Source organism: Halotia branconii CENA392, assembly GCF_029953635.1.
Lineage (GTDB): Bacteria > Cyanobacteriota > Cyanobacteriia > Cyanobacteriales > Nostocaceae > Halotia > Halotia branconii.
The window spans coordinates 1,943,638-1,958,461 of record NZ_CP124543.1 but is presented as its reverse complement, the minus strand read 5'-3'; the positions used below and the strand labels follow the sequence as shown (position 1 = coordinate 1,958,461).

Sequence of the window (14,824 nt, the reverse complement as noted above, 5' to 3'; positions counted from 1 at the left end):
ATAATGAAAAGTGAGCTAAATGTACCAAGTGATTTGAGTTATTTAAATATCGTCGAACACTGGTTGTTGGGATGTTTAAAAATCCAGCTAGGAGAATCAGTCGATTGGTCACGGCAATCAAGTCGTTTGCGACTAGCTTTGGTGGAAGCATACTCTAATGTAGTACGTCATGCCCACAAAGAACAGCCAAACTTACCAGTTTTACTGCGTTTGGAACTGAAAGATAGAGATATTGCTTTAGAGATTTGGGACTACGGCGAAGGCTTTGATATGTCCACTTACTTTGCGCCAAACCCTGTAGATAAACAAGAAGGCGGTTATGGATGGCTGATTATGAATCGTTTGATGGATAAAGTAGAATATCAGTTGCAAGTTAACGGAGCTAACTGTTTGAAGTTAGAAGCCACTTTACCAGAACTCCAGCAGGCTGGGTTGTAGGAGAAGGTTTGTAGTGAGTTAGCGCGGTGAAGCAGTGCGTTGGGCGGGTTTCCCGACTTGAAGCAACTGCTGAACCCGTAGGGTCTTGGGGGTTTCCACGCCACTTGCTTCAACGGGGGGAACCCCCGCAACGCAGTGGCTCCCCATGAGCGACTAACGATCTTCGCAGCGGTAGCGACGTTAGGAGCGTCACCCGTAGGGTAAGAACTTTAGTTTTTATTTGCTCAGCACTAAAGTCCTGACTACGAATTTGTTAATTTTCTGGACGCAAGGAAAGTAACTCTTGGGGAGAAGCTAAGAGTTTGACTTGAGTGTAGATAATTTGTCTTTGTTGATTAAGGATAAATAACCACGAAACGTTGACACCACACCAAGAAGTTTGAGCTTTACCTGTAACCTGAATTTTTATTTGGTCATTTTCTAAGTTCTCGATTATTCCCTCGCGGGGATGAACTTGAATATTTTGGGCTTCCTTATGTAAATAAGTAGCGATCGCATCTGACCCTACAATATCAGATTCAAAAGGCGGATGCATTACTCCATCATCAGCAAATAGAGCAGCAGTTTCTTCAAATTCTCCTGCATTCAAAGTTTCAAAATACCTCAAAATGCTGGCTTCTGTAATTCCTTCAATTTGAATTTCTGTTTTTGCTGTATTCGCAACACTTTTGTCACTTGTAGACAAAGATTCAGCAGTATTCATAAAATTACCTGGATTAAGCTAGCTAAATATCAATTTGAATACAAAAATAGATATAAAGTAAGCTGCTAGTGGGGTAGATTGTCATGATGGTCAAAAATCTGCCGATCCAAAGATGCAATAAGTATGATATTTGATTAATTCATGAGCAAATCTCAATGTTCCATAACAAATAGCAGTGTAGTTAAAAAAAAAGCCCAAGAGTTGGGATTCCACAAAGTAGGAATTACTTCCGTACAAAACATCAATACAGACACACAAAGGTTGCAAGCATGGATAAAGCTGGGTTATAACGCTGATATGGAATGGATGAATAATCCCAAGCGTCAAGATATAAGCTTAATTATGCCAGAGGCGCGATCGCTAGTGTGTGTTGCCCTGAATTACTACACACCACATCAACGTCCTGAAGGCGAAGAATATGCCAAAATCTCTCGTTATGCTTGGGGTAGAGATTATCACAAAGTAATGCACAAAAAACTCAAGGCGTTGAGTACTTGGCTAGAATCATTAGATGCAGGTATCCAAGCTAGATTTTATGCAGACACAGGCCCAGTCCAAGATAAAGTCTGGGCACAACGAGCTGGCATTGGTTGGATTGCTAAAAATGGTAATATAATTACACGCGAGTACGGCTCTTGGGTATTTTTGGGAGAGGTATTGACAAATCTAGAATTAGAGAGCGATCGCCCACATACACAACACTGCGGTAGCTGTACTCGTTGTCTGGAAGCTTGTCCTACAAATGCGATTACCCAGCCGTTTGTAGTAGACGCTAATCGCTGCATCGCCTATCATACAATTGAAAACCGAGCAGAAAATTTGCCAAAAAACATTACATCTCATTTGCAAGGCTGGGTTGCTGGTTGCGATATTTGCCAAGATGTTTGTCCTTGGAATCAGCGCTTTGCTAACACAACTGATGTGGAAGATTTTCAACCTTATCCTGGGAATCTTGCGCCTGAACTGATAGAATTAGCCCAAATCTCACATAAGGAGTGGAATAAACGATTTCCGGCATCAGCGTTGCGGCGAATTAAGCCAGAAATGTTACGAAGAAATGCCCGTGCTAGTCTTGATGCATCCAGGCGAGAGAATGACCCAGAAAGTAATTATTTTTGATTTTGATGGCACGATTGCAGATACAGTAGATGCTCTCGTAAGTATTGCCAATCGATTAGCAATAGAGTTTGGTTATGTACAAATTACCCCACAGGAACTAGCTCTTCTCAGAAATTTAACTTCTAGAGAGATTATTAAATATTCGGGTATTTCTCTATTTAAGATACCTTTTCTGCTGAAAAAAGTTAAAGGAGAATTAAAAAACAAAATCCAGGAATTTAAACCTATTCCTGGAATCCAAGAAGCCTTAATTGATCTCCAAAATCATGGTTATAAACTAGGTATTATTACCTCTAATTCTAAAGAAAACGTTACAGCTTTTCTCAAAAACAATGAATTGGAAAATCTCTTTGATTTTATTTACTCAGGAGTCACAATTTTTGGCAAAACAACAATTATTAATAATGTGTTAAGGCAAAAGCAACTCAAACCTCAAGCAGTCATTTATGTAGGAGATGAAACTAGAGATATAGAAGCATCTAGAAAAGCTAATGTTAAGGTTATTGCTGTAACTTGGGGATTCAATTCTCACAAAGTCCTAGCTCAGCAAAATCCAGACTTTTTAATTCATCAACCAAATGAGTTACTAGAAGTTATTAAAAGTACTTGACGAATCAATAGTCAAAATAGGGTTTTGGCTATTGATTTTTTTTCAAAGTTACTTTTTTCTTTCACCTTTTTCTAAAGCTTTTTTCACTAAGTCATCATTGACATCAGTTGCACTTTCTGCATTTAAATTACCGACTTCATTTGCCATTTCTGCATAATCTTTGGGATTACCAGTAGCCTTGGCTTCAGTAGTGGTTTCTTTTGATGGAGAAACTTCACGTTTAGGTGCTGTTGCTGCTTTAGCTGCTGCTGCACCTTCGCCTGTTTGATCAATTTCGCTGACACTAAACTTTTGTGCTGCTGCATAATCAGCATCCAAATTAACGTTTGGTGTTTGCTCTTTACCACTAGCCATATTTTCAGCTGCTAACTGTGCATCTTGGGTAGGAGCTTCATTGACATTAGGTTTTATTTCATCTTTTTTATCAGCCATAGCTTAAAATACCTTGAGTAATTTTTTCAGATGCCGCGATGATTCTAACAAGTTTTATACTAAGACCTTGGTATCCAAAGAAAGATATTGTCCTCTCCTAAAAGATAGATAAAAGTATAAATACTTAATTAATAAAACTCCTTCCCTTGGAAGTAGATCCTAATTATGAAATTTTGTTACCTGTTAATCTGTACTATAAAATTGCTGTAGAAATAAATTATGACTGCCAGTTCTAAAAAAACAGTTTCTCAAGCCCAAAGTAACGAAACTCAAAAGGCGGTACAAGCATTTAATGCTTTAGATACCGATGCTAAACTAGCTTGGCTATACTTTGTTTATGAAAAAATGGGTGATTCGATCACTCCAGCAGCCCCTACTGCTGCTGATCCCGAATTAGCACCGCTGCTGTTAGGAGATTATTTACAATTGTCCGATGATCAACAACTAGAGATTATGCGCGACATAGTTAACTGCAAAGACACAGAATATTCTCGTGCCTATGGGGCTTTAAAAGAAAACAATCAACTGTTAGTTTGGTATGCCTGGGCAGTAGCTATGGGAGATACAGTAGTTGATATGCCAAGCAATTACAACTCTACTGGTGCAAGTAATGAGCTACTTTCCCAAGTAGAAGGATTAGATTTTGAAGGGCAAATTTCAGTGTTGCGGGCGATCGCTGGTGAAATGGGTTATAGTGATGTCAAGCCAATTGAAACGCAAGCACAAACTGGCAAAACCCCAAGTCTTTAATCTGTAAAAGCTCTAAATTAAAAAGGGAATATTGACAGATTAAGTAAGCGAACTCACCGCTTACTCTTTTTTTCTGTATACTAAAAAACTTGGGACGCTGAAACTATCTCCAAAAAAGCTAAGTAAACTGGTGGGAATAAATCAAATTACATTAAGCAATATAAATAAAAGTGAAATAATCTCGTAGTAAGGGCTTTAGCCCTTTTTTGAGGACTAAAGTCCTCACTACAAACCTTTGTTCGGAAGTTCTGGCATTATCGAATTTATCTTGACTGAGTGTAGCTTTCATTTCTTCCCAGTCAACATTTTTGAGGTCGCGTTTGTAAATTATCATCACAACAATAAAAATATTATAGTTATAATTATTGCTTGATAAACCCTTTTCTAATTTATATCTCCGACTGAACAGGACTTACGCACCAGTAACGGAAAATTAAACCGCAGAGGACGCAGAGAAAACGGAGAAATAAGAGTTTCAGAGAGTTCTTGCGTAAGTCCTATGAATACAAGTTCGTATACATTAGTTGATGGACTGCAACAGGCGGAGGATAAGATGTCAAAAGGGTTGCAACAAAAACAAGTGGTAGTTGTTGGTGCAGGCTGGGCTGGTTTAGGCGCAACCTACCATTTGGCAAAGCAAGGGTATGATGTGACACTTCTCGAAGCAGGTGCTTATCCCGGTGGACTTGTCGCAGGTTGGAAAACCGCAGGGGGAAAATCTGTAGAAGCTGGTATTCATGGCTTTTGGTATCCTTACAGAAATATTTTTGCTCTAATTAATGAATTAGAAATTAATCCTTTTACTACTTGGACTCGTTCTGCACAGTATTCCCCTGCGGGATTAGAAGTTGAATCACCAATTTTTCAAGATTTACCAAGACTTCCTTCACCTCTAGGCACTTTTTTATATACTCATTTTCAACGTTTACCACTTATTGATCGCCTCAGCGCTTTGCCTTTACTTTACGCTGTTGTAGATTTTGATAATTCTGATGCAGCTTGGCGGCGTTATGATTTTGTCACCGCCCGTGAATTATTTAAAGATTTTGGCGTTTCTGCTCGACTTTATCGAGAAGCATTTGAACCTATGTTGTTGGTAGGCTTGTTTGCTCCAGGTGAACAATGTTCAGCTGCTGCAACTTTAGGGATGCTTTACTTTTTTATTTTGGCTCATCAACCTGATTTCGATGTAGTTTGGTGTCGGGGAACTGTAGGAGAGAAAATATTTCGTCCTTGGGTAGAACAAATAGAAAAAGCTGGTGCTAAAGTGTTGCCTCAACGCCGAGTTACTGACTTAATTATTGATAATAATAATCAAGCAAAAGGTGTAGTTTGCGGTGATGAAGTATTTGATGCCGATGCTGTTATTTTTGCTGTAGGTATCACTGGGATGAAGAAAATTGTTTCCACCAGTGCTAGCTTACAAAGTCGAGAAGAATTTCGTAATTTGGGCAATTTAGGGGCAATTGATGTTTTAGCAACTCGGCTGTGGTTTGACCGTAAAATCAATATTCCTCGTCCTTCTAATGCGTGTTTTGGGTTTGATGTAACTACAGGATGGACGTTTTTTGCTTTAAATGCACTACATGATGAATATAAAAATGAACCAGGAACAGTAATTGAAGCTGATTTTTATCATGCTAATCAGTTTCTTAATTTGAGTGATTTAGAAATAGTGCCGATAGTTCAGCACTATTTGGCAACTTGTGTGCCAGGATTTAGAGAAGCCAAAGTAATTGATAGTAGCGTGATTAGACTACCAAATGCCGTAACTCACTTTGCACCTGGTAGCTATCGCTATATGCTGCCATCTAAAACCAGTTTGGCAAATGTGTTTATGAGTGGCGATTGGATTATTAACCGTCACGGTTCTTGGTCACAAGAAAAGGCTTATGTTACTGGTTTAGAAGCGGCAAATTTGGTGGTGTCTCATTTAGGAAAAGGTCAGCCTGCTGAGATTTTACCTACAGAAGGAGATGAAGCACATATAAAAGTAGCGCGATCGCTCAACCAAACTGTACGTGACTTGGGTAAATCTGTTTTGCCTGATTTTTGGCTGCCTTAAAGTTTGTTAATGAAAGGATTGGTAATTTCTTTTCTAGTAATTAAGTAGACAATTTAATTTATACAGCAGTAGTGCGTAGGTTTTCTCTGAAGCATTATGTTGATGCTCAACTTAACTTGAATAACTTTCGTGTCTATATTGAATATTTGAATCAGCCATTTAACTACACTCTTCAAGAGCAAGAATTGAAGCAGTTATATGATGTTTATCAGCGTCGAGCTTTCAAATCAGGTGATATCAAAGCTCTTTATAAAACCTTGTTTATTGATGTCATTTGTGAAAATAAAGAAACTTCGATCCGAGATAAATTATTCAAGCTTTTTGAAGAAGGTTTCTCTACTAATGAACATTTAACTAAAACTTACGGAGAATTTGCAAATGTCAGATAGAGAATGGCAAACAGATGAAGATAAGAAAATTAACCGCTTAGAAGCACACAGAGACTTCATCACCTGGGTTGTCAATCGGTTGAAAGCAGAGGGCATTCCCTGTAAGAGAACAGTAGGTGATGATTCTAGAGGTGATATTCTTTACTACAACTCTGAGGATGAACCAAGAGTGAAGGAAATTGTTCGCAAAATTAACTCTGAGTACAATAAATCTTAGGACATCTAGATGCCATATATTGAAATTAAAGTCCGTAAACAAATCGATTCAACTTTAGCACAAAAGATTATTAACAAGGGATGTGTATCTGCTGTCTTGACCACAGGGATAATTACAAAGCCAGCAAAGAAGCTCTTTAAAGAGCATGATGTAGCATATGCAGAAAATGTCCCTGAGAAAATGTTTATGGAATCTGAAGCTCAGGAGGAAGGCTAATGTTAGATATCGTATTTTACTCACAAGCCAAAGAGACAGTTGATTCAGTTGACGTTTCACAAGACTTTTACAAGTGGCTGACACAATCAGATTTTTCCAAAATTGCAAAATCTCAAGAAATGGAGATGAAACCTGATGGAGAAGCTGTAAAAAGTACTGTAATTATTCTTGAGGGTGAAAATCGCCGGAAATTTAGTGATTTCTTTCGAGACGCAATTGTTCAAGAATGTGATGATGTGCTAAAAAAGTTAGGTAGTTCGCCTTCTAAAGAAGAATACACACACATTACGTATAGACTCAAAATGTTGCAAAGTTTGCGTAAGGTTATAGAGGATGAAAAATGCAAATATTTGGAGTGGAAGTAGAACTACGATCGCCCTGACAAAAAACTTGCTTTACTTAGAAATTGAAATTTTGACAAATGCGATCGCAGATTAGTTATTAAGTCTTCAATTAAACATGATATGACCAGTGAATACTCGCTCGGCTGGGCCAGTCATGTAAATTCTTTGGTCTACTTCTGACCATTCAATTTTTAAGAGGCCACCCGGTAATTCTATAGTTGCTGTGCGATCGCATTTTCCAGTCAACACACCAGCTACTAAAGAAGCACAAGCACCAGTTCCACAAGCTAGTGTAATGCCAGCGCCTCGCTCCCATACCCGCATTTTTAGGTAATCTTGACGTACTACTTGAATAAATTCAGTGTTTGTGCGTTGAGGAAAAGCTGGGTGATGTTCAAACTGAGGGCCTATACTTTCCAAAGGAATTGCAGCCACATCTGCCACAAAGGTAATACAGTGAGGATTGCCCATACTGACACAGGTAACTTCCCAAGTTTGTCCTGCAACTTCTAGCGGCTGATTAATTACTTTTTCTTCAGCAGATGTAATGGTAGTGGGAATTTCTTTAGCTAGCAGCCTGGGTAAACCCATATCTACCTTTACTTGATTATCAGGCATCAACTGGGGCGTAATCGTACCAGCTAGGGTATGAATACGGTATAAATCTTTATTTCGGGATTCACCCTCTAAGTCTGCCAAAAATCCCGCTAAACAGCGAATCCCATTACCACACATTTCCGGTTCTGAGCCATCGGAGTTAAAAATTCGCATGGTGTAGTCAGTGCCGTTTTCTCCTGGTAAAGCAAAAATTACACCATCAGCACCGATACCAAAGTGGCGATCGCACAACTTAATTGCTTGCTCTGGAGTCAGTACTGGAAGGGATGACAAGCGATTGTCAATTAAAATGAAGTCGTTTCCTAAACCGTGATACTTAGTAAATTCAATTGCCATTTTCTCTATGATGAATTATCAATGATTAGGGCATTGGGCATAAATAGGCAGACATTGTTATTTTCCCCTGCTCCCCTAGCCCCTAGTCCCTAGTTCCTAGCCCCTAATTTATACATATATCATTACCAAAAATGCACACAACTGAATTTGATACGACGCTACCTAGCATCCGGCAATTGCAAAACCTGATTAAACAAGCAGCAGTGATAGAGTTCAAACTGGTAACAGGCGATCTGCTAACAGGTAAGGTTGCATGGCAAGATCCAAATTGCGTATGTATTGTCGATGAAAATAATCAGCAATCCACAATTTGTAAACAAGCGATCGCCTACTTCCAGCCTAAGAGTTAGTTCTTAAATTCTCCTTGAGGGATTGTGGCTCACCAGTTTTCAATTTTGGCATTGATAGAGGCACTTTGCTGCTGGCAGCAAACAATGGTTGTAATTGATTTAAACTTGGCAAGTTACCGCATAACAGCAATTGATCATAAGTTCGTATGTCCATTTTGCGATCAGGAAAGCGGATAAACTTACCATCTCGTCGCATCGCCTGTACCTTTACCTCAGATTCCTCATGGGTATTTAAAGCTGCAAGGGTTTGACCAAGAATTGGAGAATCAGAATTGACTGTAATCCACTGACAAGCGCTATTTTCTCCAGGAACAGCCACCTGTCCTTTTGTGAATACTTCTAAAGCAGCTATTTCCTCGGTTGCTCCTACTACCAGCAAGCGATCGCCATCTTCTAATCGAGTTTGAGCGTTCGGATAATCTATTTCCTCGCCGCTAGAACGACGAATCGCCATCAAACTCACCCCTGTCAAGTAGCGGATATCCGCTTCTTCTAAGCTCATGCCAATCAAAGGTGAAGCTGATGGCAAAGAATACCAACGACGATTAAGATCGCGGGTTGCTTGGCGTAAATCACGGGAAACCTCTGACGCAGAACGCTCAGGGCGCAAATCTAAATAATGATCATTGCGGATTTGCTGCATTTCTTGTTGCACTACTGCTGGCGACAAGCCTAAGCCAGTTAAGAGATAAGTTGCCATTTCTATACTGGCTTCAAATTCTGGTTGTACAACTTCCCTAGCTCCCAATTGGTAAAGCACTTCAATATTTTTATCTTGAGTTGCACGGACAACCAAATCTAATTCTGGGTGCAATTCCAAAGCCCGTTTCAAGCAAAGACGAATGCTCATGGGGTCAGGAAGAGTAATGGCCATGCCTTTGGCATAATTGACTCCAGCGGTTTCAAGAACGTGGAAACTGACACCGTTGCCATAAACATAAGGTACGCCAGCCTCACGCAACTGCTGTATTCTTCGTTCTGATTGGTCGATAACTACTACAGGTAAGTCATGTTGGTGCAACAACCGCACCAAATTTCTGCCTACTCGCCCATAACCGCAGACTACGACATGATCTTTCGATGGTAAATCTTCCGATACATCCCGTGCTTGACCTTCCCCTGCTAAATAAGGTTTTAGCCAAGGCATTGATTCAGCTAAGTTAAATAAAAATGGGACTAACCGCAGCACAAAGGGGGTAATTATGAGTGTGACTGCTGTGGTTCCCAAAATTAATAAATATATTCTGCGGGACACTAACCCTAGAACTTGCCCTTCACTGGCAAGAACAAAGGAAAATTCCCCAATTTGAGCCAGTCCTAACCCAGCGATTAAGGCTGTTTTTAAAGGATAGCGAAACAGCATCACCAAGGGCGTGATAATCAAAAATTTTCCTACAAAAACTATTGCCACTAATCCTAAAATCAATTCCAGGTTGTTCCACAAAAATCCTGGATCAATTAACATGCCAATAGCAGCAAAAAATAAACTAGCAAAAATATCTCGTAGTGGCTCTACATAAGTTAAGGTTTGGTCGGCATACTCTACTTCCGAAATCATCAAACCGGCAACAAATGCCCCCATTTCAATAGATAAGCCCAAACTCTCAGTCAAAAGAGCAATACCTAAACACAACGTGACTACACCGAGTAAAAATAGTTCTCGGCTTTCGGTGCGGGCTAACAATCGTAATAAAGGGGGTATTAGCCAAATTCCGGTGGCTACTGCACCGGCGGCAAATAAACCAATTCGCAGTAGTGCTGTTAATACTGCTATACCAATAGTTTCGGCTGGTTGGTTGAGGGCTGGCAATACTGCGATCATCAGTCCCAAAGCCAAGTCCTGCACTACTAAAATACCCAACATCACTTGTCCATGAGGGGTTTCAGTTTCATTGCGTTCTATCAAGCATTTCAGAACAACTGCTGTAGAAGACAAGGACAAAATTGACCCCAGAAATACACCCTTTGCTGGTAAGGCTCCCCAGGCTCCCGTTACCCCACATACTAAAACCGTGACCGAAATCGTCAAGGCAATTTGTAGCCCACCCCCTCCCAATGCGATCGCTTTGACTTTTTTCAGTTCTGCAAAGGAAAATTCCACTCCCAAAGCAAACAATAAAAAGGCGACTCCAAATTGAGCCAGAGTTTCTACTTGAATAACTTCTTTAATCAGCCCCAGTCCCGCTGGGCCGACAATCATCCCACCAATGAGATATCCCAGTAGCACGGGTTGTCGCAACAGCGATGCCAACAGTCCACCACAGGCGGCGACGGCGAGAACTGCAACTAAATCAACGATTAGTCTAAAATCTTCTTGCACAAGCTTTTTAAATAACTATCAAGACCTCATAAACTTAGGATACAAAGTTTTATCTATCTAGGGGTGGGTTGTTGGTTAAGAGGCTGCAAAATTTTTATGTAGTCCTTAGTAAATAGCTGTTTTCAAATCCTAATGCAAAAAAATGACTCAATCACTGAGTCATTTTTATGAAAAAATCCCAAAAGTATCTAACTTGAAGTTCTATTCACAAATCAAGCGAGTAATTTCCTCATACAAAAGAAAACTGCTATAAACATCTCATACCATTTCACGAAATTATTGATACAAATTACTTTTCTTACTCCCCCTGCCTTTGGTCACTGAGTTTCGACACTTCGACAGGCTACTTCGACTACGCTCAGTACAAGTCAGTGCAGCGCTGCGCGGCAATCGAGTTTCGACTACGCTCAACTGCCGCTAAGTCGAGATTCAACTACCGCGTAGCCGAAGTGCTGCTTCCTGTGCTTCCCCAAATGTATCAACTTTAAAGTGAAACGGTATCAACCATGCATTGGTTTAGGTTGATGAACTGGTATTTCAATCAAAAATTTAGTGCCTTCTTTGAGTGTGGAATCACACCATATCTTGCCATGATGTTTTTCTGTGACTATTTTATAGCTGATGGATAAACCTAAACCTGTACCTTTGCCGATGGGTTTGGTAGTGAAAAAAGGATCAAAAACACGCTCACGCACTGTTTGCGAAATTCCTAAACCATTGTCTGCGATCGCAATCTGCACTTGATTATTAGCCGTCACTTGAGTTGAAATCCAAATTTTCCCAATCTGGGTTGGTTGCTCGGCTTTTGTTTGTTGGCTAGCAGATTCCTCTAGGGCATCGATCGCATTTGTGAGTAAGTTCATGAATACCTGATTGAGTTGTCCGGGATAACACTCAACCAAAGGCAATTGACTATAGTCTTTAACTACTTCAATTGCCGCAATCTCTGGTCTTGCCTTGAGACGATGTTGCAAAATCAGCAGCGTATTGTCAATGCCCTCATGAATATCAACAGCTTTGAAGTCGGATTCATCCAAACGAGAGAAGTTACGAAGAGATAAAACAATTTGCCGAATCCTTTCAGTGCCGACTTTCATTGATTGCAGTAGTTTGAGCAAGTCTTCACTCAGAAATTCGAGTTCCACATCATCCAAAGTTGACTGAAGTGTTTGGGGTGGATTGGGGTAATGCGTCTGATACGCCTGAACCAATTGCAGTAAATCTTGAGTGTAGCTATCAATATGGGTTATATTGCCATGAATAAAATTGACAGGGTTGTTGATTTCGTGGGCAACTCCAGCGACTAATTGCCCCAAGCTAGACATTTTTTCAGTTTGCACTAATTGCAGTTGAGTGTTGTGAAGTTGAATGAAAGCTTGCTGAAGTTCTGCTGTTTGTTGCTCTTTTTCGGTTAGGAGGATTTTTACCCGTTCAATTAAATCGTTGAATGCAATAGCTAAGATGCCTGTTTCGTCCTTAGTAGTGACGGAGGCTTGCAGATCAAAGTTAGACTCTTGAGTGGCTTGCTGTGCTATCTCTGTAACGGATTGGAGTGGTTTGGCAATGCTACTGGAAATTTGTAACCCCAGAATTAATGCCAATATTACACAACCTAAACTGGTAAAACCGATCACAATTATTGTGGGTCTAGCTTGGGCGATCGCTTTATCATAAAGCGATGACCACTCTAGAATGACTGCACCATCTACCTGATTTTGATTGCTTTTCAAGGGAACAACAATTAATTTAATTCCTTGGGGATAATCGTCACTCTTTTCCAAAAAAGTTCTGGTCTTGCCATCCTTTATCGTTTGCTGGATTTCGTTGCCTTGGTCATGCTCAAAAATAGTACCAATATTTTCCGGAACGGCATCTGCTAAAATTAGCTTCTGCCGATTTACCAGTACAAGGTCACGTTTTTGCAGATCATGCAGTAACTTAATGTAGTGCTGCAATTCGTCTGAGCGTTCACTAGAAATAGATTTGTTATCGTAATAAGCATCGTGAGCGATTGAAGTGGCCAGCACTTGAGCAACATCTTCAGCTTCTGATATTGCCAAAGTTTCAGCGATTTTCTGACTTTGGGCGATCGCAACTGCACCAACAATATTCGTTAATAAGGAAACACCAACAAAGCTCCCAATCAGTTTGTGAGAAATTTTCATAGCTATAGATCAGCCATAACCACATCAACATGAAGTTAGTGTTCCCAAATGAGTGCAAAAAACTAGATTTGCTATATATTAAAAATCTTAAATCTTTACGTTTTAAGGGGAGCATCCCACTTTTTTGAACGTCATTGCGAACGTAACGAAGTGGAGTGAAGCAATCGCAAAATCTCTGACTACAAACAAGTCAATGCGATTGCTTCGTCGTTCCTCCTCGCAATGACACTTATTCTATTGTTGTCAAATAAAAACTGGGATGCACCCCGTTTTAAGCGTCTCTACTTGGATTGAGCAATGCCGTTACGAACTGCTTTGATTTTGGACAGGAATTTCCAAAACATTAATATCTACTAAAGGTGTGAGGTTAAAGCCTTGCTCAATTAATCGATTTTGAATTGCCTTTGTCAGACGAGAGCGAATTTCTTGAGTTGATTCAGTAACTCCCTGGCTGCGCTGCACATAAATAACACACAATAAAGTGTTTTGTCCTTTAATATTAGAACGCGTGAAGCGGACATTTGACTCAACTAATTGTGCTAAATTCTCTTGCTTAACAACTTTTTGAACTTCAGAATTGGCACGTTGAGTAATGGTAGAACGTTCTAAGTTAGGAGAATTAAAAAATTGCCATGTTAAAAGACTAGCCAGGGTAATGATAGTAATAGTAACAGCAGAGAAAAATACCCATTTTTTCCCACGCTGATAGCGGGTTCCTTGAGTAGACAATCCATATATTCGGAACAAGAAAGCAGCTGATAAATTGATGCCACATAGTTGCAGTAACAGCAGAAATAATCCACTAATCACCATATCCCAGCGACCAATTGCACTTGCCATACCTACAATTCCTGATGGAGGAGCTAGAGAAGCAGCAACTAACATTCCTGTTGCGGCTCCAGATACTAAACTATTGCGTTCAGATTGCACTAAGTTAAGCGCTCCTGCCGCTCCGGCTGCTAGTGGTAATAATACTGCTACGGCTGAGATCTGGCTACGTTCAATCATCAAGCTAGTGGCAATTTCCTGTTGCAAAACCAAACTCAGTAAATATGTAGTCAAAATTGTAACTGATAATGCTGCAAAATAACGCAAAAGACTACGCCAGAGTAATTGGCGATCGCCTCGTGCAGTAGCAATTGCTGTATTCATTGCCGGCCCAGCAAAAGGTGCAATTAGCATTGCCGCTACCAGTAGATAAGATGTATTCGTATACAAGCCAATCCAGACTACTACTCCTGCTACTGCGGCGTAACCAAGAAAACCTCGCCAAGAGCCAACACTTTGTAGACCAGAGAGAAAAACTTCAATCGGACTACGCGCCTCTACATCCTTAACTTGTTCTGGTGCTTCAGATACAGGTGGTTGCAGAGGTATAACTCCGCTAGGAAGAAGCGTGATGTGTACTTTAGGCAGTTCTTCTAACTCGGCTAAGAGTTTCTCAACCTGACGATTAGAAACATGAACCATGACCACATCAATTAATTCATCGCAGTCCTGAGCTGCAATTTGTGATAAGTTCTGTCCACCATGAGATTTAGCAAGGTCGAGAACTGCTTGTCCGTGTCCTCTAGACACCTGAATAATTAGCTGACGCATATTTCCTCCTTCAGCTAACCATCTCATGTTGCCAAGACTAGGTTCTCTAACTAGGGAAATATTTTGGATAGTTGCAGGTTAAGCTAATCATCATTTAAATTGTACTATGTTCATGGTAATAAAAGCTGCAAACCCTCTCCCCTGAAACCCTGC

16 protein-coding genes are annotated in these 14,824 nt (G+C 40.2%); 10 read left to right on the top strand and 6 right to left on the bottom strand.

What is annotated here, in order from left to right; all coding sequences use genetic code 11:
* The first annotated feature begins 3 nt into the window (after positions 1–3).
* Positions 4–438: an ATP-binding protein gene (locus tag QI031_RS08650; protein ID WP_281484779.1), complete on the top strand. Its 435-nt coding sequence runs from the start codon at positions 4–6 to the stop codon at positions 436–438.
* Between the two features lie 253 nt (positions 439–691).
* On the opposite strand, the gene QI031_RS08645 is transcribed toward QI031_RS08650, so the two are convergent.
* Positions 692–1,141 carry a nuclear transport factor 2 family protein gene (locus QI031_RS08645; protein WP_281484778.1) on the bottom strand — a complete coding sequence of 150 codons (450 nt, stop codon included), beginning with the start codon at positions 1,139–1,141 and terminating at the stop codon, positions 692–694.
* 141 nt (positions 1,142–1,282) lie between these two features.
* Here QI031_RS08645 and queG point away from each other — a divergent pair, with 141 nt between their 5' ends.
* Together queG and QI031_RS08635 are read left to right on the top strand one after the other, a co-directional pair.
* Positions 1,283–2,260, top strand: coding sequence for a tRNA epoxyqueuosine(34) reductase QueG (gene queG, locus QI031_RS08640; RefSeq protein WP_281484777.1), 978 nt, complete (start codon positions 1,283–1,285; stop codon positions 2,258–2,260).
* Entirely contained in the window at positions 2,235–2,870 is a 636-nt protein-coding gene (locus tag QI031_RS08635) for an HAD-IA family hydrolase (RefSeq protein WP_281484776.1), read from the top strand. Before queG ends, QI031_RS08635 begins: the two co-directional genes overlap by 26 nt.
* Positions 2,871–2,918: 48 nt before the next feature.
* Here QI031_RS08635 and QI031_RS08630 read toward each other — a convergent pair whose 3' ends face one another.
* Complete coding sequence (locus tag QI031_RS08630; RefSeq protein WP_281484775.1) at positions 2,919–3,302, bottom strand: hypothetical protein; 384 nt, start codon at positions 3,300–3,302, stop codon at positions 2,919–2,921.
* Positions 3,303–3,521: 219 nt separating this feature from the next.
* On the opposite strand from QI031_RS08630, the gene QI031_RS08625 reads away from it, so the two are divergent.
* The 6 genes from QI031_RS08625 to QI031_RS08600 all read left to right on the top strand — a co-directional run bounded on the left by QI031_RS08625 (position 3,522) and on the right by QI031_RS08600 (position 7,304).
* On the top strand, positions 3,522–4,052 hold the full coding sequence (locus tag QI031_RS08625; RefSeq protein WP_281484774.1) for an orange carotenoid protein N-terminal domain-containing protein: 531 nt from the start codon (positions 3,522–3,524) through the stop codon (positions 4,050–4,052).
* A gap of 553 nt (positions 4,053–4,605) precedes the next feature.
* Positions 4,606–6,117, top strand: a complete 1,512-nt coding sequence (locus tag QI031_RS08620; protein ID WP_281485964.1) for a hydroxysqualene dehydroxylase — start codon at positions 4,606–4,608, stop codon at positions 6,115–6,117.
* Positions 6,118–6,188: 71 nt separating this feature from the next.
* On the top strand, positions 6,189–6,506 hold the full coding sequence (locus QI031_RS08615) for a hypothetical protein (protein ID WP_281484773.1): 318 nt from the start codon (positions 6,189–6,191) through the stop codon (positions 6,504–6,506).
* Entirely contained in the window at positions 6,496–6,723 is a 228-nt protein-coding gene (locus QI031_RS08610; RefSeq protein WP_281484772.1) for a hypothetical protein, read from the top strand. The genes QI031_RS08615 and QI031_RS08610 overlap by 11 nt, the downstream gene beginning before the upstream one ends.
* Positions 6,724–6,732: 9 nt before the next feature.
* Positions 6,733–6,939: a hypothetical protein gene (locus QI031_RS08605; RefSeq protein ID WP_281484771.1), complete on the top strand. Its 207-nt coding sequence runs from the start codon at positions 6,733–6,735 to the stop codon at positions 6,937–6,939.
* Positions 6,939–7,304 carry a hypothetical protein gene (locus QI031_RS08600; RefSeq protein ID WP_281484770.1) on the top strand — a complete coding sequence of 122 codons (366 nt, stop codon included), beginning with the start codon at positions 6,939–6,941 and terminating at the stop codon, positions 7,302–7,304. Before QI031_RS08605 ends, QI031_RS08600 begins: the two co-directional genes overlap by 1 nt.
* A gap of 84 nt (positions 7,305–7,388) precedes the next feature.
* Here QI031_RS08600 and dapF read toward each other — a convergent pair whose 3' ends face one another.
* Positions 7,389–8,237, bottom strand: coding sequence for a diaminopimelate epimerase (gene dapF / locus QI031_RS08595; RefSeq protein WP_281484769.1), 849 nt, complete (start codon positions 8,235–8,237; stop codon positions 7,389–7,391).
* A gap of 131 nt (positions 8,238–8,368) precedes the next feature.
* Between dapF and QI031_RS08590 the strand changes: the two genes are divergently transcribed.
* A complete protein-coding gene (locus tag QI031_RS08590; RefSeq protein WP_281484768.1) occupies positions 8,369–8,587 on the top strand; it encodes an Hfq-related RNA-binding protein in 219 nt (72 codons plus the stop codon).
* Here QI031_RS08590 and QI031_RS08585 read toward each other — a convergent pair.
* From QI031_RS08585 to QI031_RS08575, 3 genes are all read right to left on the bottom strand, one after another.
* The gene (locus QI031_RS08585) at positions 8,577–10,907 is read right to left on the bottom strand and encodes a cation:proton antiporter domain-containing protein (protein ID WP_281484767.1); all 2,331 of its coding nucleotides are present in this window, start codon (positions 10,905–10,907) and stop codon (positions 8,577–8,579) included. The genes QI031_RS08590 and QI031_RS08585 overlap by 11 nt on opposite strands.
* Before the next feature lie 500 nt (positions 10,908–11,407).
* Positions 11,408–13,072, bottom strand: a complete 1,665-nt coding sequence (locus QI031_RS08580) for a sensor histidine kinase (protein ID WP_281484766.1) — start codon at positions 13,070–13,072, stop codon at positions 11,408–11,410.
* 303 nt (positions 13,073–13,375) lie between these two features.
* A complete protein-coding gene (locus QI031_RS08575; protein ID WP_281485963.1) occupies positions 13,376–14,671 on the bottom strand; it encodes a DUF389 domain-containing protein in 1,296 nt (431 codons plus the stop codon).
* Positions 14,672–14,824: the final 153 nt, after the last annotated feature.